Origin of the sequence: Pseudomonas sp. RIT623, from assembly GCF_004519305.1 — a bacterium.
GTDB lineage: Bacteria > Pseudomonadota > Gammaproteobacteria > Pseudomonadales > Pseudomonadaceae > Aquipseudomonas.
Genome location: NZ_SOZA01000007.1, coordinates 21,370 through 44,045 on the forward strand (window position 1 = coordinate 21,370; position 22,676 = coordinate 44,045).

Below are 22,676 nucleotides of genomic sequence, written 5' to 3' on the forward strand. Positions count from 1 at the left end.
CTTATCCACAAGGCTTTCCCCATGGATTGGGGGCAACTCGTCGGGTCAGGGGAACCCAGGGCTGCCGCGGAAATCCGCCCATGATGGCTCAAGGCTTTCAAGCATGCTGCCTGTGGCGGTCTGTCCAAGGTTTTTGCACAGAGTTATCCACAGCATTGAGCAAGGCTGGGCAGCAATGCCGAATGGTCGAAAATACGCTGTGGAATCAGCCAGCAAGGGGACTGATCAAAAAACAAACAACTCGCTACAGGCTTTGAGAATCAAGGGATAGCGAGAGATGCCACCATGTTTTCCACAGGCGGTTCCACATAATCCGTGGAAAGTTTTCCACCTGTGGAAACAAGGGCTTGCAGCGGGGTTGTGGAGTGCTTCAAGAAAGATATGCGACAAGTTGTCCACATTTGCCGTCTGGCATAAAACGCATCGCGGGGCAAGCCCGCTGCCACGTAGCCAATAGGCACCCGTGGCAGCGGGCTTGCCCCGCGATCTTTGCAAACTCAATCAGTGCCCGCCTAGATAGGCGCTGCGCACCTCCTCGTTGACCAACAGCTCCTGCCCGGTGCCCGTCATGCGGATCTGTCCGTTGACCATCACGTAGGCGCGGTCCGACAGCTTCAGCGCATGGTTGGCGTTCTGCTCGACCAGGAAGATGGTCATGCCGGTCTGCGCCAGCTCGCGCAGGGTCGCGAAGATCTGCTTGACCACGATCGGCGCCAGCCCCAGCGACGGCTCGTCAAGCAGCAGCAGCTTGGGCCGACTCATCAACGCCCGGGCAATCGCCAGCATCTGCTGCTCACCGCCGGACATGGTCATCGCGCGCTGGTTGCGCCGCTCCTTGAGCCGCGGGAACAGCTCGTACATGCGCTGCATGTCGGCATCGGCGTGCTTGTCGCCAATGGGAATGGTACCCATCATCAGGTTTTCCTCGACGGTCATGTCGGGGAACACCCGGCGCCCTTCCGGGGACTGGGCGATGCCGTTGGAGGCGATGTAGTGCGACGACTTGCGGGTGATGTCGGTGCCGCGGTAGACGATCTGCCCGGACGCCGCCCGCGGCTGGCCGAAGATCGACATCAGCAGCGTCGACTTGCCCGCGCCGTTGGCGCCGATCAGGCTCACCGTCTCGCCCTCGTCGATGTGCATCGAGACCTTTTTCAGCGCCTGGATCGGCCCGTAGAACACGTCCAGGTCCTTCAGCTCGAGAATGGGTGCACTCATACCAGTTCCTCTTCATCGGCACCCAGGTAGGCGGCGATCACCGTCGGGTTGTTGCGGATATCCTGCGGCGCGCCCTCGGCGATCACGTTGCCGTGATCGAGCACGACGATATGGTCGGAGATGCTCATGACCATGCCCATGTCGTGTTCGATCAGCACCACGGTGATGTCGTGCTCGTCGCGCAGCACGCGGATCATGCGGCTCAGCGCCTCGGTTTCCTGAGGGTTGAGGCCAGCGGCCGGTTCATCCAGGCAGATTATCTTCGGCCGCGTGCACATTGCCCGGGCGATTTCCAGACGCCGCTGCTGGCCGTACGACAGCTCGCCGGCCAGGCGGTTGGCGCAATCCACCAGGTCGACCACCTCCAGCCAGTAGAAGGCATGGTCCAGCGCGTCGCTCTCGGCCTTGCGATAACCGGGAGTGTTGAGCACCCCGGCCAGCAGGTTACGGTTGACCCACATGTGCTGGGCCACCAGCAGGTTTTCCACCACCGACATTTCCTTGAACAGGCGAATGTTCTGGAACGTTCGCGCCAGGCCTGCGCGGTTTACCAGATGGGTACCGCCGAACATCTTGTAGTACAGGCGGTTGGCGAAGCGCGCCGGGGAGACGAAGTCCGCCGCCTGGAAGCGTTCGCCCAGCAGTTGGATGACATTGGTGGTGCTGCCGCGCACGTTCAGCTCGATGCACCCGCCACTGGCCTTGTAGAAGCCGGTCAGGCAGTTGAACACAGTGGTCTTGCCGGCACCGTTGGGGCCGATCAGGGCGAAGATCTGGTTGCGCCGGACCTTCAGGCTGACATCGCTGAGCGCCTTGATCCCACCGAACTGCATCATCAGGTTGTCGACCGACAGAATGATATCGTCGCTCATGGCGCCACTCCTTTACGCGGGACCACGCCGGTACGGCTGATGCGGATCAGCCCTCGCGGTCGCCAGATCATCATCAGCACCATCAGCACGCCAAACAGCAGCACCCGGTATTCCGAGAAGCTGCGCAGCAGCTCCGGCGCCACGGTCAGCACGAAGGCGGCGATTACCACGCCCACGGTCGACCCCATGCCGCCAAGCACGACGATGGCGAGGATCAGCGCCGACTCGAAGAAGGTGAACGACGACGGGTTGACGAAGCCCTGGTAGGTGGCGAAGAACACCCCGGCCAGGCCGGCGGTGGAAGCCCCCAGGGTGAACGCCGAGAGCTTGACCAACACATGGTTCAGGCCCATCGAGCGGCAGGCGATCTCGTCTTCGCGCAACGCTTCCCAGGCGCGCCCGACCGGCATGCGGGTCAACCGGTGCTTGATGTACAGCACCGCCAGCACCACCAGGAACAGCACCGCGTAGATGAACACGAACTTGAGGTTGGCGTTGTATTCGAAGCCGAAGAACTCATGGATCGGCACCCCGCCGTCCTTGGCCCGGCGGCCGAACTCCAGGCCCAGGAAGGTCGGCGCCGGCGCTGGCATGCCGTTGGGGCCGCCGGTGAACGACAGCCAGTTGTTCAGCACCAGGCGGATGATCTCGCCAAAGCCCAGGGTGACGATGGCCAGGTAGTCGCCGTGCATCCGTAGCACCGGGAAGCCGAGTATGCACCCGGCCAGCGCCGCGGCGATGGCCGCCAGTGGCAGCACGCTCCAGAAGCCCAGGCCCAGGTACTGGTAGCCCAGCGCCAGGCCGTAGGCGCCGATGGCGTAGAACGCCACATAGCCGAGGTCGAGCAGGCCGGCCAGGCCCACCACGATGTTCAGCCCCAGGCCCAGCAGCACGTAGATCAGGCCGAGGATGACCACCGTCAGCAGGTACTTGTTGGCGAAGATAGGGAACACGATGGCGATCACGATCAACGCCGGGATGATGTAGCGCAGCCGCGTCTTGTAGTTGGGCGCCAGCACATGCACGCCGGAGCCGCCGCTGTCGAAGCCTTGCTGGATGCGCTGGCCGGCGGCGGTCTGCAGGAACAGGCTGAGCACGAAGCGCCCCAGCATCACCGCGCCGACCAGCCAGGCCACGCGGGAGGGTTGGGCATTGAAGCTATAGCCGTCGAGCACCACGCCGACCACCGGGCCGAACACGATCAGCGCCAGCAGGCCGGCGACCAGCGTTTCGATCAGGCTGCGCTTGAGGTCGAAACCTTTGCTTTGTATAGCTTGGGCAGTATTGGCAACAGACATGTTCACACCTTAGCCACGAGTGGGCGGCCCAGCAGGCCTTGTGGACGGAAGATGAGGATGATCACCAGCAGCGAGAAGCTGAACACGTCCTTGTAGTCGGAGTTGATCATGCCCGAGAACAGCGACTCGGAGATCCCCAGGATAATCCCGCCGAGCATGGCCCCCGGCAGCGAGCCGATACCGCCGAGCACCGCGGCGGTGAAGGCCTTGATGCCGATGATGAAGCCGGCGTAGAAGTCGAAGGTGCCGTAGTTCATGGTGATCAGCACGCCGGCCAGCGCGGCCATCACCGCACCGATGACGAACACGTAGGAAATCACCCGGTCGGTGTTGATGCCGAGGATCGAGGCCATCTTGCGGTCTTGCTGGGTGGCCCGGCACATGCGTCCGAGCTTGGTGTACTTGATCACGTAGGTGAGCAGGCCCATGCCGACGAAGGCGGCCACGAGAATGAAGATCTTGGTGTAGGTCAGTTGCACGAAGCCTGTGCCCACCTCCACGCGCATGGCCCCTTCGAGCAGGGTCGGCACGCCTTGCTGGCGGGCGCCCTGGCTGATCTGCGCGTAGTTCTGCAGGATCAGCGAAATACCGATGGCGCTGATCAAGGGCGCCAGCCGTGTGGAGTTGCGCAGGGGTTTGTAGGCGATGCGTTCGATGGTGAAACCATAGACCCCGGTGACCACGACGGTGAACAACAGCGTGCCGAGCATCAGCAGCGGGAACGACTCGATGCCGAAATAGGCCAGCAATGCCAGGCTGATCGCCGCCAGGTACGCGGAGATCATGTACACCTCGCCGTGCGCGAAGTTGATCATGCCGATGATGCCATAGACCATTGTGTAGCCGATGGCGATCAGGCCGTAGACCGACCCGAGGGTCAGGCCGTTGACCAGTTGCTGCAGGAAAATACCATCCATAACGCAATCTCACCTGATTGAGATTGCACGAGCGCCGACCACGCAGGGCCCGGATGCAGCGGCCCTCGCAGCGCAGAACTGTGCACATCTACTGACAATGACAGGTACCGCGGGGCAGCGGCCCGGGGCGTCGCGCGCCCGGGCCGGAGGCCGTTGTTATTGTTGTTTTTCCAGCTGGTGGTACTTGCCGTTGGCATCCCACTGGTAGACCACGTAGTCGGAGACGGTCAGGTCGCCCTTGCTGTCCCACTTCTTCTCGCCCATGACGGTCTTGACCGGGTTGGCCTTGAGCCACTTGGCGGCGTCCTCGCCCTTGTTCGACTTGGCGCCGTTGAACGCGGCGGCCAGGGCCTGGACCGAGGCGTAGGCATACAGGGTGTAGCCTTCTGGCTCGGTGCCGTTCTTGCGGAACTCCTCGACCACCGCCTTGCTGTCGGGCAGCAGGCGCGGGTCGGCGCCGAAGGTCATGTACACGCCGTTGGTGTACTGGGCGCCGCCGGCGGTGGCCACCAGTTCGTCGGTGACGATGCCATCGTCGGACATGAACGCCACGTCCTTCAGGCCCTGCTCGCGCAGCTGGCGTACCAGCGGGCCGGCCTCCGGGTGCAGGCCGCCGAAGTAGACGACATCGGCACCTGCGGCGCGGATCTTGGTGACCACGGCGCTGAAGTCTTTCTCGCCGCGGGTCAGGCCCTCGTACAGCACCGGGGTGACGCCGCGCTTGACCAGCTGCGCCTTGGTCGCGTCGGCCAGGCCCTGGCCATAGGTGTCCTTGTCGTGCAGCACCACCACCTTCTTGCCCTTGAGCACGTCGACGATGTAGTTGCCGGCGACGATGCCCTGCTGGTCGTCACGGCCGCACATGCGGAACATGGCGTTCAGGCCGCGCTCGGTGACCTGTGGGTTGGTTGAGCCTGGAGTGATGGCGATCACCCCGGCCTCGTCGTAGACCTCGGAGGCCGGGATGGTGTTGGAGGAGCAGAAGTGGCCGACCACGCCGATCACCTTGTCCTGGTCGACCAGGCGGTTGGCCACGGCCACGGCCTGCTTGGGCTCGCAGGCGTCATCGCCCTTGACCAGGACGATCTTCTCGCCGTTGACGCCGCCGGCCTTGTTGATCACGTCGGCCGCGGCCTGCGCACCTTTCATGTACTGCTCGCCAAACGCTGCGTTGGCTCCGGTCATCGGGCCCGCGACGCCGATCTTGATGTCGGCCTGAACATACGAAGAAACACCCAGTGCGGTGGCTACAGCCAGTGCCAGGAAACCTTTCTTGTAAAACGTCTGCGACATGAGGTGGTGCTCCTAGAATATTTTTTTTGGTTGGCACTACAACTTCTCAGCCCTCTGCTCCGAGCAAGGGCCGTGCCATTGGATTTGTCTTCTGGGAAAACACACTGTGAAGGGCGCGGGGATGCGACCGACGGCCTTTTCTTTATTGAGCGTGCAACCGTCTGCCATGAGGCAAGCGCCACCGACACGCCTAGACAAGGAGCAACCGTCGAGTGCCATCATTGCAACCCTGGCAAGTGTTAACGTGCAACCACGCTGTAACAGCGGACGTCACCGAACTGCACACCACTGGTGCGCGACTGCTACAGGGAGCACTGTTTGAAGGCTAGCTGGCGCACGGAAAATTACCTGCTCGGCCACCAGGTGTAGGTTGCCTGTAGGAGCCGGCTTGCCGGCGAAGAGGCACATCAAAGCCGCAAAGGCTGGCACAATACCCAGCATTGCCCGCCCTGGAGCTTCCCCCTGATGAGCGAGAGCGCATTCGCCGAGCGCATCGTGCACAACCTGCTCGACACCGACTTCTACAAACTGACGATGATGCAGGCCGTGCTGCACAACTACCCGGACGCCGATGTCGAATGGGAGTTTCGTTGCCGCAATGGCGAGGACCTGCGCCCCTACCTGGGCGAGATCCGCCACCAGCTCGAGCTGCTCGCCGAGCTCACCCTGGATGACAGCCAGCTGGCCTTCCTCGAGCGCATCAGCTTCCTCAAGCCGGACTTCCTGCGCTTTCTGCGCCTGTTCCGCTTCAACCTGCGCTATGTGCGTATCGGCATCGACAACGACCAGCTGTTCCTGCGCCTGAAAGGCCCATGGCTGCACGTGATCCTGTTCGAGGTGCCGCTGTTGGCGATCATCAGCGAAGTGCGCAACCGCCACCTGCATCCGCGCATGCGCCTGAGCGAAGCCCGCGACCAGCTGCACCGCAAGTTCGACTGGCTGCGCGCCCACGCCAGCGCCGACGAGCTGGCCGAACTGCAGGTGGCCGACTTCGGCACCCGCCGGCGCTTCTCCAGCCGGGTGCAGGCCGAGGTGGTGCAGGTGTTGCGCGATGACTTCCCGGGGCGCTTCGTCGGCACCAGCAACGTCGACCTGGCCTGGAAACTGGACATCAAGCCGCTGGGCACCATGGCCCACGAATGGATCATGGCCCACCAGCAGCTCGGCCCACGGCTGATCGATAGCCAGATCGCCGCGCTGGACTGCTGGGTCCGCGAGTACCGCGGCCTGCTCGGCATCGCCCTGACCGACTGCATCACCATGGATGCCTTCCTGCGCGACTTCGACCTGTACTTCGCCAAGCTGTTCGACGGCCTGCGCCACGACTCGGGCGACCCAGTACAGTGGGCGGAAAAAGCCATCGCCCATTACCAGAAGCTCGGCATCGACCCGATGACCAAGACCCTGGTGTTCTCCGATGGCCTGAACCTGACCCGCTCGCTGGAAATCTTCCGCGCCCTGCGTGGGCGCATCAATGTCAGCTTCGGCATCGGCACCAACCTGACCTGTGACATTCCCGGCGTGGCGCCCATGAGCATCGTGCTTAAAATGACCGACTGCAACGGCTCGCCGGTGGCGAAGATCTCCGACGAAGCCGCCAAGACCCAGTGCCGCGACGCCAACTTCGTCGCCTATATGCGCCACGTATTCAAAGTCCCCAGCAAGGAGTAACCCATGCAAGCCGTACAGCAAGAGATTGCCCAGGCACTGAAGGTGCAGCCGCCGTTCGCCGATGCCGCCGCGCTGGAGACGGAAGTCGCCAGGCGCGTGGCGTTCATCAAGGACTGTCTGGCCAATGCCCGGCTCAAGACCCTGGTGCTGGGCATCAGTGGCGGTGTCGACTCGCTGACCGCCGCCCTGCTCGCCCAGCGCGCCATCAACGAACTGCGCGCCGAAACCGGCGACAAGGCCTATACCTTCATCGCCGTGCGCCTGCCGTACCATGTGCAGCACGACGAGCACGACGCCCAGGCCTGCCTGGACGTGATCAAGGCCGACGAGGTGCACACCATCGACATCGCCCCAGCCGTAAAGGCCTTGGCGGCGGAGGTCGAGGAACTGAAAAACGGCTCGCCGACCCTGGTCGACTTCGTCGTCGGCAACGTCAAGGCGCGCACGCGCATGGTCGCCCAGTACACCGTCGCCGGTGCCCGTGCTGGCCTGGTGATCGGCACGGACCATGCGGCCGAAGCGGTAATGGGCTTCTTTACCAAGTTTGGTGATGGTGCCTGCGACCTGGCGCCGCTGAGCGGGCTGGTGAAGAAGCAGGTGCGGGACATCGCGCGCAGCTTTGGCGCGCCGGAATCGCTGGTGGAGAAAGTACCGACCGCAGACCTGGAAGATCTCGAACCGGGCAAGCCGGACGAAGCGTCCCACGGCGTGACCTACCAGCAGATCGACGCCTTCCTGCACGGTGAGTCGGTGAGCCAGGAGGCGTTCGACATCATCGTCGCCACCTATCGCAAGACCCAGCACAAGCGCGAACTGCCGTTCGCCCCTTGATCAGGTGTAGAAACAATTGTGGGAGCGGCGGTGCGCCGCCGCTCCCACAGGGCATTGCGTCAGGTTTTGATTACTTGACGACGACCTTGCCCTTCATCATCGAGATGTGGCCCGGGAAGGTGCAGAAGAAGCTGTAGTCGCCGCCGGCTTCCAGCTTGGCGGTGTCGAGCTTGATGGTGTCTTTTTCGCCGGCGCCGATCATCTTGGTGTGGCCGATGATCGCGGCGTTGTCGGCCTTGATGTAGTCCTTGTCCAGGCCTTGCGACATGCCTTCGGTCGCGATGGCCTGCATATCAGCGGTCTTGCTGATGACCAGGTTGTGGCCCATGACGTTCTTCGGCAGGCTGCCACCGTGGGTCAGTTCGATCTCGACGGTCTTGCAGCTCTTGTCGATGGTGAATTCCTTGGTGTTGAACGACATCTGGTCGGTCGAGTCGACAGTCACCTTGCAGTCGGCGGCAAAGACGGAGGCGCTGGCGAGGGTCAGCAGGGATACCGCTACAGCTTTCGCAAACATCATGAATCTCCTTGGCAGGGTTTTATCAATTGCGAGATTGCCTGAAACCGGAACGCCCGTCCCTGATATGGGTCAAGAGCCGTCAAGTGGCCAGGCAGTAAATTTGTTCAATAGATTGTATACAACCAATCAAAGTGCACATCATGCCCTCTTGATAGACGATGGGACAACCTCTCATTTAGGAGTTGAATGAAATGTCCCTTGCCAGTTTCATGAACAGCCTGCTCGCCGCCTATGCCCACGGTGCCAGTGGCGCCATCTGCGAGTTCGCCCGCCCCGAATGATCTGCTTGGAAGCGACAGGCATGCGCCTTACCCTGTGCGCGCATGTAAAGGGAGATAAGCAATGCCTGTACGTTCCGTTTGTGTCTTCTGTGGCGCCAGTATCGGTGCCAACCCTGCCTACCGTGAAGCGGCCATCGCTCTCGGCCAGGCCATCGCCCGCCGCGGCCTGACCCTGGTCTACGGCGGTGGCGCGGTCGGCCTGATGGGCACCGTCGCCGACGCCGCGCTGGCCGCCGGTGGCGAAGTCATCGGCATCATTCCGCAGAGCCTGATGAACGCCGAGATCGGCCACAAGGGCCTGACCCGCCTGGAAGTGGTGGACGGCATGCATGCGCGCAAGGCGCGCATGGCCGAGCTCAGCGACGCCTTCATCGCCCTGCCCGGTGGCCTGGGCACGCTGGAGGAATTGTTCGAGGTATGGACCTGGGGGCAACTGGGCTATCACGCCAAGCCGCTGGGGCTACTGGATGTGAATGGCTTCTATGAAAAGCTCAGTGGTTTCCTCGACCATATCGTCGAAGAGGGCTTCGTGCGCCCACAGCACCGGGCGATGCTGTTGCTCGGGGAGCAACCAAATGAACTGCTGGACGGGATGGAGCAATTCGTCGCGCCGGTGGCGCCGAAGTGGGTCGACAAGAAACCGGATTGAACGCTAAGGGGACCGCTTTGCGGTCCTTTCGCGGCACAAGGCCGCTGCTACAGGGCAATGCGCTCACCTGTAGGAGCGGCCTTGTGCCGCGAAAGGGCCGCAACGCGGCCCCGTGCATGATCAGCGCGGAATGACCGGCTGACGCGGCTTCTTGCCCTTGCCGCCACCACCCTTGGCCGCTTCCTTGCGCTCCTTGGCCGCCTGCTGGTTGCGGGCGAACGCCTCGGCCTTGGCCTTCTCGCGCTTGTCCCACGGCTTGCTGCCATCGCTGGCGCGTGGCGGCAGGCCGCTGTGCTGGGTGAGGATCTTCTGGTCCTTGCCCACCTTGTGGCTGCCGGCCGGGGTCGAGTTCTTGCGCCGGGCACTTTGGTAGCTATCGGTCTGCGGCTGGTGCAGCGGGATCAGCTGGTGCTTGCCCGGCCCGATCAGGTCGGCACGGCCCATGCGCTGTAGCGCTTCACGCAGCATCGGCCAACCTTTCGGGTCGTGGTAGCGCAGGAACGCCTTGTGCAGGCGACGCTGCTCCTCGCTCTTGACGATCTCAACCCCTTCGCTCTTGTAGGTGACCTTGCGCAGCGGGTTCTTGCCCGAGTGGTACATGGCCGTGGCCGAGGCCATGGGCGAGGGATAGAACGCCTGCACCTGGTCGGCGCGGAAGCCGTTGCCCTTGAGCCACAAGGCCAGGTTCATCATGTCTTCGTCGGTGGTGCCCGGGTGGGCGGCGATGAAGTACGGGATCAGGTACTGCTCCTTGCCCGCCTCTTTCGAGAACTTCTCGAACATGCGCTTGAAGCGGTCGTAGGTGCCGATCCCCGGCTTCATCATCTTGTCCAACGGACCACGCTCGGTATGCTCCGGGGCAATCTTCAGGTAGCCACCGACATGGTGGGTGACCAGCTCGCGCACGTACTCCGGCGATTCCACCGCCAGGTCGTAGCGCAGGCCCGAGGCGATCAGGATCTTCTTCACCCCCGGCAGTGCGCGAGCCTTGCGGTACAGCTCGATCAACGAGCTGTGGTCGGTGTTGAGGTTCTCGCAGATGCCCGGGAACACGCACGACGGCTTGCGGCAGTGCTTCTCGATGTCATGGCTCTTGCAGGCGATGCGGTACATGTTGGCGGTCGGCCCGCCAAGGTCGGAGACCACGCCGGTGAAGCCCGGCACCTTGTCGCGCATTTCCTCGATCTCGTGCAGGATCGACTCGTGCGAGCGGTTCTGGATGATCCGCCCTTCGTGCTCGGTGATCGAGCAGAAGGTGCAGCCACCGAAGCAGCCACGCATGATGTTGACCGAGAAGCGGATCATCTCGTAGGCCGGGATGCGCTCCTTGCCATAGGCCGGGTGCGGGATGCGCGCGTACGGCATGCCGAACACGTAGTCCATTTCCTCGGTGGTCATGGGAATGGGTGGCGGGTTGAACCACACATCCACCTCGCCATGCTTCTGCACCAGGGCGCGGGCGTTACCCGGGTTGGTCTCCAGGTGCAGCACGCGGTTGGCGTGGGCATAGAGCACCGGGTCATTGCGCACCTTCTCGAACGACGGCAGGCGGATGACCGATTTCTCGCGGGTCACGCTCGGGCTGTCGAGGATCTGCACCACCTTGGCTTCGTTCGGGTCTTGCTGGTCGCCCTTGGCCTGCTCGATGGCGCAGGCCTGGGTGTCCTGGGTGTTCACATAGGGGTTGATGATCTTGTCGACCCGGCCCGGGCGGTCGATGCGGGTGGAGTCGATCTCGAACCAACCCTCGGGGGTGTCACGGCGCACGAAGGCGGTGCCGCGAATATCGGTGATGCTTTCGATACGCTCGCCCTGGGACAGGCGCTGGGCCACCTCGACGATGGCGCGCTCGGCGTTGCCGTACAGCAAGATGTCGGCGCTGGCGTCGATCAGGATCGAATGGCGGACCTTGTCCTGCCAGTAGTCATAGTGGGCGATGCGGCGCAGCGAGGCCTCGATGCCGCCGAGCACGATCGGCACATGCTTGTAGGCTTCCTTGCAGCGCTGGCTGTACACCAGGCTGGCGCGGTCCGGGCGTTTGCCGGCCAGGCCGCCAGGGGTGTAGGCGTCGTCGGAGCGGATCTTCTTGTCCGCGGTGTAGCGGTTGATCATCGAGTCCATGTTGCCCGCGGCCACGCCGAAGAACAGGTTCGGCTCGCCGAGCTTCATGAAGTCGTCTTTGGACTGCCAGTTGGGCTGGGCGATGATGCCTACACGAAAGCCCTGGGCTTCGAGCAGGCGGCCGATGATGGCCATGCCGAACGAGGCATGGTCGACGTAGGCATCCCCGGTCACGATGATGATGTCGCAGGAATCCCAGCCGAGCTGATCCATCTCCTCCCTGCTCATGGGCAGGAAAGGCGCCGGCCCGAAGCATTCGGCCCAGTACTTGGGATAGTCGTAGAGTGGTTTGGCTGCTTGCATGTCAGTGACCGGTTCTGGTGTGCAGGAAAATCGCGGGCGCGGAATATAGCACAAATTTTGACCAAATCCGACGGTGATGGTCGGATTCATGGGCGAGCGATACCAGCCTGCTCGCCGGCAAGCCGGCTCCTGCATCCACCCATAGGAGCCGGCTTGCCGGCGAAGCGGCCAGTGGCTTATTCGTCGTCGTCGAAGTTGTACATGCCCGGCGCGAGATTCTCGAAGCGGGTGTACTTGCCGATGAACGCCAGGCGGATAAAGCCGATGGGGCCGTTACGCTGCTTGCCGATGATGATCTCGGCCACGCCCTTGTGCTCGGTCTCGGGGTGATACACCTCGTCGCGGTAGACGAACATGATCACGTCGGCGTCCTGCTCGATCGCACCGGATTCACGCAAGTCGGAGTTCACCGGGCGTTTGTTCGGGCGCTGCTCCAGGGAGCGGTTGAGCTGCGACAGGGCGATCACCGGGCAGTTGAATTCCTTGGCCAGGGCTTTCAACGAGCGGGAGATCTCGGAAATCTCGTTGGTCCGGTTGTCGCCGGCAGAGCCTGGAATCTGCATCAACTGCAGGTAGTCGACCATGATCATGGCGATCTCGCCGTGTTCACGGGCCAGGCGCCGGGTACGCGCGCGCATTTCCGACGGGCTGATGCCGGCGGTATCGTCGATGAACAACTTGCGATCGTTGAGCAGGTTCACCGCCGAGGTCAGGCGTGGCCAGTCGTCGTCGTCCAGCTGGCCGGAACGCACCTTGGTCTGGTCGATGCGCCCGAGCGAGGAGAGCATACGCATGACCAGCGACTCACCTGGCATCTCGAGGGAAAACACCAGTACCACCTTGTCGCTGCGCAGCACGGCGTTTTCCACCAGGTTCATGGCGAAGGTGGTCTTGCCCATCGACGGACGGCCGGCAACGATGATCAGGTCGGCCGGCTGCAGGCCGCTGGTCTTCTCGTCCAGGTCGGTGTAGCCGGTGGAGATGCCGGTAATGTCGCTGTCGGAGTTGAACAGCGTGTCGATGCGGTCGATGGCCATGGTCAACAGCTCGTTGACCCCCACCGGGCCGCCGGTCTTCGGCCGCGCTTCGGCGATCTGGAAGATCTGCCGCTCGGCGTCGTCGAGGATCTCCTCGGCATTGCGCCCTTGCGGGTTGAAGGCGTTGTCGGCGATGTCGGTACTGATGCTGATCAGCTGGCGCAGCGTGGCCCGCTCGCGAATGATCGCGGCGTAGGCCTTGATGTTGGCCACCGACGGGGTGTTCTTGGCCAGCTCGGCCAGGTAGGCCAACCCGCCGACCTGGGTCGACAGGCCTTCCTTGTCCAACTGCTCGTGCAACGTGACCACGTCGAACGGCTGGTTCTGGTCCGCCAGCTTGTGGATGGCGCGGAAGATCAGGCGATGGTCATGCCGGTAGAAGTCACCGTCCGAAACCTGGTCCAGCACCCGCTCCCAGGCGCTGTTCTCCAGCATCAGGCCACCGAGCACGGCCTGTTCGGCCTCGATGGAATGCGGCGGCACCTTCAGCGCAGCGGTTTGCAGGTCGAGCTGTTCGGAGGTAGTGATCTCGTTCATGGCCACGAAAAAATTCTGGAAGATGAAAAAGACAAAGGGCACGGCCTGTAGGAAACAGGACCGTGCCCGATGTTAACCGCCTGACCCACCAGGGGCCAGTCGATTAAAGCCGCTTAGGCAGCTACGACGACCACGCGTACGGTGGCTTCGACGTCGCTGTGCAGGTGCACGGCTACGTCGTATTCGCCAACCTGACGGATGGTGCCGTTCGGCAGACGAACTTCAGCCTTGGCCACTTCAACGCCGGAGGCGGTCAGGGCGTCAGCGATGTCGTGGGTGCCGATCGAACCGAACAGCTTGCCTTCGTCGCCAGCGGTGGCAGTGATGGTCACTTCCAGCTCGGCCAGTTGGGCAGCGCGGCTTTCAGCCGAAGCTTTCTTGTCTGCTGCAGCTTTTTCCAGCTCGGCGCGGCGCTCTTCGAACGCGGCCAGGTTGGCGGCGTTGGCAACGGTGGCCTTGCCGAACGGCAGCAGGTAGTTACGGCCGTAACCAGCCTTAACGTTTACTTTGTCGCCCAGGTTGCCCAGGTTGGCGACTTTTTCCAGCAGGATCAGTTCCATTTGGTAAAACCTCTTAACTTTTAACCTTCACCGTTCGCGGAGTCATCACCCTGTGAAGGGGACTTGCGACCGCGAAAATCAATCAGGCTGTCGACAATGGCCAGAACCACGAGCAACGGATAAATCAGCTGCATGAGCAGCGGTAGCGTCACGTACAGCCCCACCAGCCAGAAGCCGGCGAGTCGCCCCTGCGCCACCAACCCATGAACCAGGGCGATGGCTGCCAGCAGCAGCACCAGGCTGGAGGCCGATGCCAGCACGATGAACTGCGGCCCGAGAAACGGACCCAGTACCATCAGCGACACCAGTGCCAGCATGGGCACTTTCGGCAACCGCAGTTCGCGAAATTCGCGACCGAAGCCACCGGGGTTGTACAACGCCGCTTGCCAGTAACGCGCCAGCATCAACGCCAGCACACTGAACAACTGCAGCATTACCGCACTGGAGGCGATCAGCAACGGACTGATCAGCTCACCGGGCAGCACCGGCTTGCCTTCGAACTGCGGCAGGGCTTTTTCAAGCGCCTGGGCCAGCATTGCGAAGGTGTCACGCAGTACCACATCAAGGACCAGGCCATACAGCAATGCCAGCACGATGCTCGACAACAGTATCCGGGCCCAGCTGTGCTCGGCGCGCAATAGCGCGGCCAGCCCCAACGTTCCCAGAAACACCAGCAAGGTGCTTGGCTCGCCGAATACCCACATCGCCACGCCAGGCAAAAGGCCCCAGGCAATGACCGATGATGCATCCTTGAACCCGCGCCGCAGGAACACCAGGCTCCCGGCGGCGGCACTCAACCAGAACAGCAGCGGCAGTACCGCGCTGATGACCACCACGAGGGTGGCCTGCACACGACCGCGCATGATGAAACTAGCTAACGCTCGCATGCGTATCCCTTGCTACCTAGTCGACGACCCGGTCTCAGCGGCCGTGGCTGTCGGTGTAGGGCAGCAGGGCCAGGAAGCGGGCGCGCTTGATAGCGGTAGCCAGCTGACGCTGATAACGAGCTTTGGTACCGGTGATGCGGCTTGGAACGATCTTGCCGGTTTCGGATACGTAAGCTTTCAGGGTGTTGAGATCTTTGAAGTCGATCTCTTTCACGTCTTCAGCAGTGAAGCGGCAGAATTTACGACGACGGAAGAAACGTGCCATGTGATTGGCTCCTCAAGAAGGTCCGTGGATTACTCGTCAGCGTTGTCGCTGTTGTCGCTGTCATTGCTGTCGTCGCCATCGGCGCCATCAGCATTTTCAGGACGTTCACGACGCTCACGGCGCTCGCTGCGGTTCTCTTCGGCCTTGAGCATCTCGGACGGGCCGGTGACGGCTTCGTCGCGACGGATGACCAGGTTACGGATCACGGCATCGTTGTAGCGGAAGTTGTCTTCCAGCTCGGCCAGGGCCTTGCCGGTGCACTCAACGTTCAGCATCACGTAGTGAGCCTTGTGAACATTGTTGATTGCGTAGGCCAGCTGACGGCGGCCCCAGTCTTCCAGGCGGTGGATCTTGCCACCATCTTCTTCGATCAGCTTGGTGTAACGCTCAACCATGCCGCCGACTTGCTCGCTCTGGTCCGGGTGAACCAGGAAGATGATTTCGTAATGACGCATGAATGCTCCTTACGGGTTAGTAGTCTGCCAGCAACCTGGTCAGACAAGGAGTGAATGACACTGTATGTCTTGCCCTGAGCGAAGGCGCATGCGCGCCTGCCAACTCGGCAAGGGGCGCAATTGTAGAGAAGGCCGCAGGGACAAGCAAGGTGATTGGCGATTATTTGAACAACCCGGCATCGATCGTTCTTGTAGGAGCCAGCCTTGCTGGCGAAACAGGCACCACAGTGCATGGCACCGGCTACGCCGGTGTTCGCCGGCAAGGCCGGCTCCTACAGAGATAACGCCAGCTTTCAGGTTTTCTGACGCTGACGCACGGCCTCGAACAGACACACCCCGGTGGCCACCGAGACGTTCAGGCTGCTGACACTGCCGCCCATCGGCAGCTTCACCAGGAAGTCGCAGTGCTCGCGGGTCAGGCGGCGCATGCCCTTGCCTTCGGCGCCCATGATCATCACCAGCGGGCCGGTCAAGTCCTGCTGGTAGATCTCCTGCTCGGCCTCACCGGCGGTGCCGACCACCCACAACCCGCGCTGCTGGAGTTTCTCCAGGGTACGGGCGAGGTTGGTCACGGCCACCAGCGGCATCACCTCGGCAGCGCCGCAAGCGACCTTGCGCACCACGCCGGTGAGCGTGGCCGACTTGTCCTTGGGAATCACCACCGCGGTGGCGCCGGCAGCATCGGCGGTGCGCAGGCAGGCGCCAAGGTTGTGCGGATCGGTGACACCATCGAGCACCAGGATCAGCGGCGGGGTTTCGCTGCGCTCGAGCAACTCGTCAAGCATCGCTTCGCCCCACACCTGGCTCGGGCTCACCTCGGCGACCACGCCCTGGTGCACACCCTCGACCCAGGCATCGAGCTCGCGGCGCTCGGCCTGGCCGACCTGCACGCGGTTCTGCGCGGCCAGCTCCAGCAACGCCTGGATACGCGGTTCGCTACGCCCCTCGGAGAGCCAGATCTGCTTGACCCGCTTGGGGTGGTGTTGCAGCAGCGCCTGGACGGCGTGCACGCCGTAGATCTTTTCCAGCTGACTCATGACTTGCTCTTGCCCTTACGTGGCGCGCCGGATTTCGACGGCCCCTTGCGATGCTTGGTCTTGCCCGACGCCTTGGCGCCCTTCTCCGGCTTGCTGCCGGCATGGCGCGCTTCGCCCATCAGGGCCTTTTTCATTTCGCGGCTCTTGCGCACTTCGGCGTTGCGCTGCACGGCGTCTTTCGGGAAGTACGCCTCGGCGGCCTCGCTCTTGCGGCTGCGCGGCTTGGGCGAAATCTTCGCCTCGGACGCTGGGGCAGGCTCGGACACAGCCTTGCCGGCTGCAGCAGCCTTGCCTGCGGCGGCGGGCTTGCGGCCGACCGGCGCGTTGACCGTGGCTTCGGACATTTCGAAGTCGATCTTGCGCTGCTCGAGGTCGACGCGCATGACCTTGACTTCCACGGTGTCGCCCAGGCGGAAGCTGCGGCCACTGCGCTCACCCGACAGGCGGTGGTGCACCGGGTCGAAGTGGTAGTAGTCGCCCGGCAAGGCGCTGACGTGGACCAGGCCCTCGACATAGATATCGGTCAGCTCGATGAACAGGCCAAAACCGGTCACCGCGGTGATCACCCCGGGGAAGGTCTCGCCCACGCGGTCGCGCATGTATTCGCACTTGAGCCAGTTGACCACGTCGCGGGTGGCCTCGTCGGCGCGACGCTCGGTCATCGAGCACTGCTCGCCCATCTGCTCCAGGCTGTTCTCGTCGTACGGGTAGATACGCGCCTTGGGGATGCTCATGGCGCCGGCACGCTTGACGTGCGGGGTGTCGACCTTGGAGCGGATCACGCTGCGAATGGCACGGTGCACCAACAGGTCCGGGTAGCGGCGGATCGGCGAGGTGAAGTGGGTGTAGGCCTCGTAGTTCAGGCCGAAGTGGCCGTTGTTCTCGACGCTGTACACCGCCTGGCTCAGCGAGCGCAGCATGACGGTCTGGATCAGGTGGAAGTCCGGGCGTCCGGCGATGCTCGCCAGCAGGGCCTGGTAATCCTTGGGCGACGGGTCCTTGCCCTTGTGCAGGGTCAGGCCCAGCTCGCCGAGGAAGGCGCGCAGTTTTTCCAGGCGCTCCGGCGGCGGGCCGTCGTGCACGCGGTACAGCGCTGGCACATTGTGCTTTTGCAGGAACTCGGCGGTGGCGACGTTGGCCGCCAGCATGCACTCCTCGATCAGCTTGTGGGCGTCGTTGCGCACGGTCGGACGAATTTCGTCGATCTTGCGGTCATCGCCGAAGATGATCCGGGTTTCCTGGGTTTCGAAATCGATCGCACCGCGGGTATGGCGGGCATCGACCAACACCTTGTAGAGGTTGTACAGGTTCTTCAGGTCCGGCAGGACCTCCTTGTACTCCTCGCGCAGCGCCTTGCCCTCACGGGTACGAGCATGCTCGAGCATGCTGCTGACCTTGTTGTAGGTCAGGCGCGCATGGGAGTGGATGACGCCTTCGTAGAACTGGTAGTCGACCATCTGACCGGCCTTGTTCATGGTCATTTCGCAAACCATGGCCAGACGATCGACGTGCGGGTTCAGCGAGCACAGGCCGTTGGACAGTTCCTCGGGCAACATCGGGATCACCCGCTCGGGGAAGTACACCGAGTTGCCGCGCTGCTGGGCCTCGACGTCCAAGGCCGAACCCAGGCGCACGTAGCTGGACACGTCGGCGATCGCCACGTACAGGCGCCAGCCACCGGAGAACAGGCGCAGCTTGCCCAGGGGTTCGCAGTAGACGGCGTCGTCGAAGTCGCGGGCGTCCTCGCCATCGATGGTGACGAACGGCAGGTGGCGCAGGTCGACGCGCCTCTCCTTGTCCTTCTCCTCGACCTCGGAGCGGAACTTGCGCGCTTCCTTGATCACGTCCTTGGGCCAGACATGCGGGATGTCGTAGCTGCGCAGGGCGATGTCGATCTCCATGCCCGGGGCCATGTAGTTGCCGATCACCTCGACCACGTCACCCTGCGGCTGGAAACGCGGGGTTGGCCAGTGGGTGATCTTGATCGAAACGAACTGACCGATCTTCGCCCCACCGTTGCGCCCGGCGGTGACCAGCACTTCCTGCTGGATCTTCGGGTTGTCCGGGGTCACGTAGCCGATGCCGCCTTCTTCGAAGTAGCGGCCGACCACGCTTTCGTGGGCACGGGAGATGACTTCGACCAGCACGCCTTCGCGCCGGCCACGACGGTCGACGCCAGAGACGCGGGCCAGGCCACGGTCGCCGTCGAACACCAGGCGCATTTGCGCCGGGCTGAGGAACAGGTCCTCGCTGCCGTCGTCGGGGATCAGGAAGCCAAAGCCATCGCGGTGGCCGGAGACACGGCCGCAGATCAGGTCGAGCTTGTCCACCGGGGCATAGGTGCCGCGCCGGGTATAGATGAGCTGACCGTCACGCTCCATCGCGCGCAGGCGGCGACGCAGGGCTTCAATTTGGTCTTCTTCATAAAGACCGAATTCTTCGGCCAGCTGTTCGCGGGCTGCCGGTTCGCCGCGGTCGGCGAGGCGCTGCAGGATCAGCTCACGGCTAGGAATAGGATTGTCGTATTTTTCCGCTTCGCGAGCGGCCTCGGGATCGAGGGATTGCCAATCGGCCATCAGAAGGGGTTCACCTTGGGGTATATAGATAGGAATTCTGGCATAGGCGTATTGAAACCGGAAATCTCAGCCTTGGACAGCCCCGACACGGTGCTTGGCGAGCGACAATAGGCCTGCGGAATCAACAAGTTGAATTTTTTGAGATTTTTTTTGATCGGGGGCTTTACAGGCATCAGGAGCGTCCGTATAGTGCGCACCACAACGACGGACAACCCCGAAGTTGTAGTAGAGATCAACGACGCTGTAAAGCCTCTTTAATCTCGAATGTGTGCCCAGGTGGCGGAATTGGTAGACGCGCTGGTTTCAGGTATCAGTGGCTTAACGGCCGTGGAAGTTCGAGTCTTCTCCTGGGCACCAAAATTTTTCAAGTAACAGATGACCAAGGATCTGTTACTACTGTGTGAAAGCGTACGATAGTCGCCTTCGACAGATGATGCAAAGCTTTGCCCAGGTGGCGGAATTGGTAGACGCGCTGGTTTCAGGTATCAGTGACTTAACGGTCGTGGAAGTTCGAGTCTTCTCCTGGGCACCATACAAAAACCCACTAGCTTGCTAGTGGGTTTTTTCTTGCCTGCGTTTTTTTGCAGGCAACCAAAGCCCTCTCCTACAAACTCATGAATTTCCCGTCATGCGCCCATTTGAGAAACGATTTCGTTTACCATTGTTTCCAAATATGTAGCCGTAAGCGAGGAAGTACCCGCATGACGATCCGCCCGCAACCGCTGATGCGCACCCTGGCCGCTGCAGTTCTGAGCCTGGTGATCGGCGCTCCGGCCGCCCTGGCAGACGACCCCGTCACGTTGACGATGTACAACGGCCAGCACAAGGAAATCGGCGAAGCCATAGCCAAGGCCTACGAGGCCAAGACCGGCATCCACATCAATATCCGCAAGGGCAGCAGCAACCAGCTGGCCAGCCAGATCATCGAGGAAGGCGCGCGCTCGCCGGCCGACATCATCTACACCGAGGAATCCCCGCCCCTGAACAACCTGGGCGAGCTGGGCCTGCTGGCGAAGATCGATGACGCCACCGCGAACATGATGCCCAAGGAATATGTAGGCGCCAACGGCACCTGGATGGGCATCACCGCCCGCACCCGCATCGTGGTGTTCAACCCGAAGAAGATCGACGAGAAAGACCTGCCGACGACGGTGATGGACTTCGCCGGCCCTGAATGGGACGGACGCGTCGGCTATGTCCCCACCAGCGGCGCCTTCCAGGAACAGGCCGTGGCCATCCTGAAGATGCACGGGCGCGAAGCCACCGAGGAATGGCTGACCGGCCTGAAAGCCTTCGGCAAGACCTACACCAACAATATGGTTGCCCTCAAGGCCGTGGAAAAAGGCGAAGTGGCCGCGGTACTGGTGAACAACTACTACTGGTATGCCCTTGAGCGCGAGCGCGGCAAGCTGGACTCCAAGCTTTACTACTTGGCCGATGGCGATGCCGGCAACCTGGTCACCGTTTCCGGCGCCGCGGTGGTCAAGGCCAGCAAACACCCCAAGCAAGCCCAGGCCCTGCTCAACTGGATGGCCAGTGAAGAAGGCCAGCGCGTGATCACCCAGACCACCGCCGAGTATCCACTGCACAAGGGCATGGTCTCCGATCGTGGCCTGAAGCCATTCGACGAACTGCGCCCACCGCAGATCTCGCCAGCCGACCTGGGCAACGCCGAGGAGGCCATCGAGCTCGAACGTGAGGTTGGCCTGCTCTGATGACCGCCGCCCTGCCCTCGCCCGCCCTGGCCCGCTTCGTTCCACGGCGCAAGCGCCCATCCGTCTGGGTGGTACTGCCCGTGCTGTTCCTGGTGGCCATGAGCGTGCTGCCCTTGCTGTACGTCGGGCTCAAGGCCTGGGATGCCGGCTGGCACGAGGCGCTGCGCCTGCTGTGGCGCCCGTTCGTCTGGGGCCTGCTGCGCAATACCCTGCTGCTGATGGTCGGCGTCACCGCGCTGTGCCTGGTGGTCGGCGTGGCCCTGGCCTGGCTGCTGGAGCGCAGCGACCTGCCGGGCCGTCGCCTGTGGGGCGTGGTGCTGTGCCTGCCGTTCGCCGTGCCGTCGTTCGTCAGCAGCTTCACCTGGGTGTCGCTGAGCTCGGACTTCGAAGGCCTCGGCGGGGCGATCCTGGTGATGGCGCTGTCCAAGTACCCGCTGGTGTTCCTGCCGGTGGCCGCCACCCTGCGCAACCTCGACACCGCGCTGGAAGAGTCTGCGCGCACCCTGGGCTGCAGCCGCTGGGGCGTATTCCACAAGATCACCCTGCCGCTGCTGTGGCCATCGATGCTCGGCGGCGCGCTGCTGATCGCCCTGCACATGCTGGTGGAGTTCGGCGCGCTGTCGATCCTCGGCTTGCAGACCTTCACCACGGCGATCTACCAGCAGTTCGAGCTGGAGTTCAGCAACGCCAATGCCGCGATGCTTTCGGCCGTGCTGCTGGCGCTGTGCCTGGCGATGCTGTGGCTGGAGCTGCGGGTGCGCGGCAAGGCCCGCCACGTGCGCATCGGCCAGGGCGTGGCGCGCCGCGCCCAGCCGCTGCGCCTGCGTGGCTGGATGCCCCTGGGGCAGCTGTTCTGCCTGGCGCTGGCGGTGCTGGGCAGCGGCATTCCGCTGGCGATGCTCGGCTACTGGCTGAGCGTCGGCTCGTCGGCGGCGTTCCCGGTTGCGGCCATCAGCAAGGCCCTGGTCACTTCGTTGTCGGTGTCGCTGGGTGGCGCCGGCTTCTGCGTGCTGCTGGCATTGCCGATCAGCTTCCTGGTGGTGCGCTACAAGGGGCGCCTGGCGATCTGGGCCGAACGCCTGCCATACCTGCTGCACGCCCTGCCCGGGCTGGTGATCGCGCTAACCCTGGTGTTCTTCGCCTTGCACTATGTGCCGGCGCTGTACCAGACCACCGCCTTGCTGATCCTGGCCTACGCGCTGCTATTCCTGCCGCTGGCCCAGTCGCCGGTGCGCACGGCGCTGAACAAGGCCTCGCCGAACCTGGAAGAGGCGGCGCGAACCCTGGGCGCGAGCAGCTTCGCGGCGTTCTGTCGGGTCACCCTGCCGATCATCTTCCCGGCGATGGCGGCGGCGTTCGCCTTGGTGTTCCTGGATGCGATGAAGGAACTGACCGCGACCTTGCTGCTCAGCCCCACCGGCATGACCACCTTGGCCACCGAGGTATGGGCGCATACCGCCAACGTCGAGTTCGCGGCGGCGGCGCCTTATGCGGCGTTGCTGATCGTGGTGTCGGGGCTGCCGGTGTACCTGCTGACTACGCGGATGTATCTGAACAAGGCGTGAGCCCCTGTTCGCCGGCAAGCCGGCTCCTACAGGTTTCGTGTAAGAGCCAGCTTGCCGGCGAACAGGGG

At 62.9% G+C, this 22,676-nt stretch carries 19 protein-coding genes and 2 tRNA genes; 7 read left to right on the forward strand and 14 right to left on the reverse strand.

Annotation, left to right across the window (positions count from 1 at the left end; translation table 11 throughout):
• Positions 1–501: 501 nt before the first annotated feature.
• From E3U47_RS06995 to E3U47_RS07015, 5 genes are all read right to left on the reverse strand, one after another.
• Positions 502–1,218, reverse strand: coding sequence for an ABC transporter ATP-binding protein (locus tag E3U47_RS06995; RefSeq protein ID WP_134690268.1), 717 nt, complete (start codon positions 1,216–1,218; stop codon positions 502–504).
• The gene (locus tag E3U47_RS07000; RefSeq protein ID WP_134690269.1) at positions 1,215–2,090 is read right to left on the reverse strand and encodes an ATP-binding cassette domain-containing protein; all 876 of its coding nucleotides are present in this window, start codon (positions 2,088–2,090) and stop codon (positions 1,215–1,217) included. The genes E3U47_RS06995 and E3U47_RS07000 overlap by 4 nt, the downstream gene beginning before the upstream one ends.
• Positions 2,087–3,388, reverse strand: a complete 1,302-nt coding sequence (livM, locus tag E3U47_RS07005; RefSeq protein WP_134690270.1) for a high-affinity branched-chain amino acid ABC transporter permease LivM — start codon at positions 3,386–3,388, stop codon at positions 2,087–2,089. The genes E3U47_RS07000 and livM overlap by 4 nt, the downstream gene beginning before the upstream one ends.
• A gap of 2 nt (positions 3,389–3,390) precedes the next feature.
• Complete coding sequence (locus tag E3U47_RS07010; RefSeq protein WP_134690271.1) at positions 3,391–4,305, reverse strand: branched-chain amino acid ABC transporter permease LivH; 915 nt, start codon at positions 4,303–4,305, stop codon at positions 3,391–3,393.
• Positions 4,306–4,461: 156 nt separating this feature from the next.
• A complete protein-coding gene (locus E3U47_RS07015) occupies positions 4,462–5,598 on the reverse strand; it encodes a branched-chain amino acid ABC transporter substrate-binding protein (RefSeq protein WP_134690272.1) in 1,137 nt (378 codons plus the stop codon).
• Positions 5,599–6,063: 465 nt separating this feature from the next.
• Between E3U47_RS07015 and pncB the strand changes: the two genes are divergently transcribed.
• Positions 6,064–7,269, forward strand: coding sequence for a nicotinate phosphoribosyltransferase (gene pncB / locus E3U47_RS07025; protein WP_134690274.1), 1,206 nt, complete (start codon positions 6,064–6,066; stop codon positions 7,267–7,269).
• 3 nt (positions 7,270–7,272) lie between these two features.
• Positions 7,273–8,100, forward strand: coding sequence for an ammonia-dependent NAD(+) synthetase (gene nadE / locus E3U47_RS07030; protein WP_134690275.1), 828 nt, complete (start codon positions 7,273–7,275; stop codon positions 8,098–8,100).
• Between the two features lie 70 nt (positions 8,101–8,170).
• On the opposite strand, the gene azu is transcribed toward nadE, so the two are convergent.
• Complete coding sequence (gene azu, locus E3U47_RS07035) at positions 8,171–8,617, reverse strand: azurin (RefSeq protein WP_134690276.1); 447 nt, start codon at positions 8,615–8,617, stop codon at positions 8,171–8,173.
• 345 nt (positions 8,618–8,962) lie between these two features.
• Here azu and E3U47_RS07040 point away from each other — a divergent pair, with 345 nt between their 5' ends.
• On the forward strand, positions 8,963–9,550 hold the full coding sequence (locus E3U47_RS07040) for a TIGR00730 family Rossman fold protein (RefSeq protein WP_134690277.1): 588 nt from the start codon (positions 8,963–8,965) through the stop codon (positions 9,548–9,550).
• Between the two features lie 120 nt (positions 9,551–9,670).
• Here the strand turns inward: E3U47_RS07040 and E3U47_RS07045 are convergent, their stop codons facing one another.
• From E3U47_RS07045 to rnr, 8 genes are all read right to left on the reverse strand, one after another.
• Complete coding sequence (locus E3U47_RS07045; protein ID WP_134690278.1) at positions 9,671–11,974, reverse strand: YgiQ family radical SAM protein; 2,304 nt, start codon at positions 11,972–11,974, stop codon at positions 9,671–9,673.
• A 176-nt stretch (positions 11,975–12,150) separates the two neighbouring features.
• Positions 12,151–13,548, reverse strand: coding sequence for a replicative DNA helicase (dnaB, locus tag E3U47_RS07050; RefSeq protein WP_134690279.1), 1,398 nt, complete (start codon positions 13,546–13,548; stop codon positions 12,151–12,153).
• Between the two features lie 113 nt (positions 13,549–13,661).
• Entirely contained in the window at positions 13,662–14,108 is a 447-nt protein-coding gene (gene rplI / locus E3U47_RS07055; RefSeq protein WP_134690280.1) for a 50S ribosomal protein L9, read from the reverse strand.
• Positions 14,109–14,128: 20 nt separating this feature from the next.
• Complete coding sequence (locus E3U47_RS07060; RefSeq protein WP_134690281.1) at positions 14,129–14,995, reverse strand: hypothetical protein; 867 nt, start codon at positions 14,993–14,995, stop codon at positions 14,129–14,131.
• 34 nt (positions 14,996–15,029) lie between these two features.
• The gene (gene rpsR, locus E3U47_RS07065; RefSeq protein ID WP_003249563.1) at positions 15,030–15,260 is read right to left on the reverse strand and encodes a 30S ribosomal protein S18; all 231 of its coding nucleotides are present in this window, start codon (positions 15,258–15,260) and stop codon (positions 15,030–15,032) included.
• Positions 15,261–15,289: 29 nt separating this feature from the next.
• Entirely contained in the window at positions 15,290–15,715 is a 426-nt protein-coding gene (gene rpsF, locus E3U47_RS07070; RefSeq protein WP_134690282.1) for a 30S ribosomal protein S6, read from the reverse strand.
• A gap of 293 nt (positions 15,716–16,008) precedes the next feature.
• Complete coding sequence (gene rlmB, locus E3U47_RS07075) at positions 16,009–16,752, reverse strand: 23S rRNA (guanosine(2251)-2'-O)-methyltransferase RlmB (protein ID WP_134690283.1); 744 nt, start codon at positions 16,750–16,752, stop codon at positions 16,009–16,011.
• Positions 16,749–19,328, reverse strand: coding sequence for a ribonuclease R (gene rnr, locus E3U47_RS07080; protein WP_134690284.1), 2,580 nt, complete (start codon positions 19,326–19,328; stop codon positions 16,749–16,751). The genes rlmB and rnr overlap by 4 nt, the downstream gene beginning before the upstream one ends.
• Before the next feature lie 270 nt (positions 19,329–19,598).
• Between rnr and E3U47_RS07085 the strand changes: the two genes are divergently transcribed.
• The 4 genes from E3U47_RS07085 (at position 19,599) to E3U47_RS07100 (ending at position 22,608) form a co-directional block, all read left to right on the forward strand.
• A tRNA-Leu gene (locus tag E3U47_RS07085) sits at positions 19,599–19,685 on the forward strand.
• Positions 19,686–19,773: 88 nt separating this feature from the next.
• Positions 19,774–19,860, forward strand: a tRNA-Leu gene (locus tag E3U47_RS07090).
• Between the two features lie 169 nt (positions 19,861–20,029).
• Positions 20,030–21,043: an extracellular solute-binding protein gene (locus E3U47_RS07095; RefSeq protein ID WP_134690285.1), complete on the forward strand. Its 1,014-nt coding sequence runs from the start codon at positions 20,030–20,032 to the stop codon at positions 21,041–21,043.
• Positions 21,043–22,608: an iron ABC transporter permease gene (locus E3U47_RS07100; protein WP_134690286.1), complete on the forward strand. Its 1,566-nt coding sequence runs from the start codon at positions 21,043–21,045 to the stop codon at positions 22,606–22,608. The genes E3U47_RS07095 and E3U47_RS07100 overlap by 1 nt, the downstream gene beginning before the upstream one ends.
• Positions 22,609–22,676: the final 68 nt, after the last annotated feature.

Bases quoted from the DNA above. Each gene is read 5' to 3' on its own strand.
- E3U47_RS07015 (WP_134690272.1), bottom strand. From the start codon at position 5,598: ATGTCGCAGACGTTTTACAAGAAAGGTTTCCTGGCACTGGCTGTAGCC.
- E3U47_RS07095 (WP_134690285.1), top strand. From the start codon at position 20,030: ATGACGATCCGCCCGCAACCGCTGATGCGCACCCTGGCCGCTGCAGTT.
- E3U47_RS07060 (WP_134690281.1), bottom strand. From the start codon at position 14,995: ATGCGAGCGTTAGCTAGTTTCATCATGCGCGGTCGTGTGCAGGCCACC.
- pncB (WP_134690274.1), top strand. From the start codon at position 6,064: ATGAGCGAGAGCGCATTCGCCGAGCGCATCGTGCACAACCTGCTCGAC.
- dnaB (WP_134690279.1), bottom strand. From the start codon at position 13,548: ATGAACGAGATCACTACCTCCGAACAGCTCGACCTGCAAACCGCTGCG.
- rpsF (WP_134690282.1), bottom strand. From the start codon at position 15,715: ATGCGTCATTACGAAATCATCTTCCTGGTTCACCCGGACCAGAGCGAG.
- E3U47_RS07000 (WP_134690269.1), bottom strand. From the start codon at position 2,090: ATGAGCGACGATATCATTCTGTCGGTCGACAACCTGATGATGCAGTTC.
- rlmB (WP_134690283.1), bottom strand. From the start codon at position 16,752: ATGAGTCAGCTGGAAAAGATCTACGGCGTGCACGCCGTCCAGGCGCTG.
- rplI (WP_134690280.1), bottom strand. From the start codon at position 14,108: ATGGAACTGATCCTGCTGGAAAAAGTCGCCAACCTGGGCAACCTGGGC.
- livM (WP_134690270.1), bottom strand. From the start codon at position 3,388: ATGTCTGTTGCCAATACTGCCCAAGCTATACAAAGCAAAGGTTTCGAC.
- E3U47_RS07100 (WP_134690286.1), top strand. From the start codon at position 21,043: ATGACCGCCGCCCTGCCCTCGCCCGCCCTGGCCCGCTTCGTTCCACGG.
- E3U47_RS07010 (WP_134690271.1), bottom strand. From the start codon at position 4,305: ATGGATGGTATTTTCCTGCAGCAACTGGTCAACGGCCTGACCCTCGGG.
- azu (WP_134690276.1), bottom strand. From the start codon at position 8,617: ATGTTTGCGAAAGCTGTAGCGGTATCCCTGCTGACCCTCGCCAGCGCC.
- E3U47_RS07040 (WP_134690277.1), top strand. From the start codon at position 8,963: ATGCCTGTACGTTCCGTTTGTGTCTTCTGTGGCGCCAGTATCGGTGCC.
- E3U47_RS06995 (WP_134690268.1), bottom strand. From the start codon at position 1,218: ATGAGTGCACCCATTCTCGAGCTGAAGGACCTGGACGTGTTCTACGGG.
- rnr (WP_134690284.1), bottom strand. From the start codon at position 19,328: ATGGCCGATTGGCAATCCCTCGATCCCGAGGCCGCTCGCGAAGCGGAA.
- nadE (WP_134690275.1), top strand. From the start codon at position 7,273: ATGCAAGCCGTACAGCAAGAGATTGCCCAGGCACTGAAGGTGCAGCCG.
- rpsR (WP_003249563.1), bottom strand. From the start codon at position 15,260: ATGGCACGTTTCTTCCGTCGTCGTAAATTCTGCCGCTTCACTGCTGAA.
- E3U47_RS07045 (WP_134690278.1), bottom strand. From the start codon at position 11,974: ATGCAAGCAGCCAAACCACTCTACGACTATCCCAAGTACTGGGCCGAA.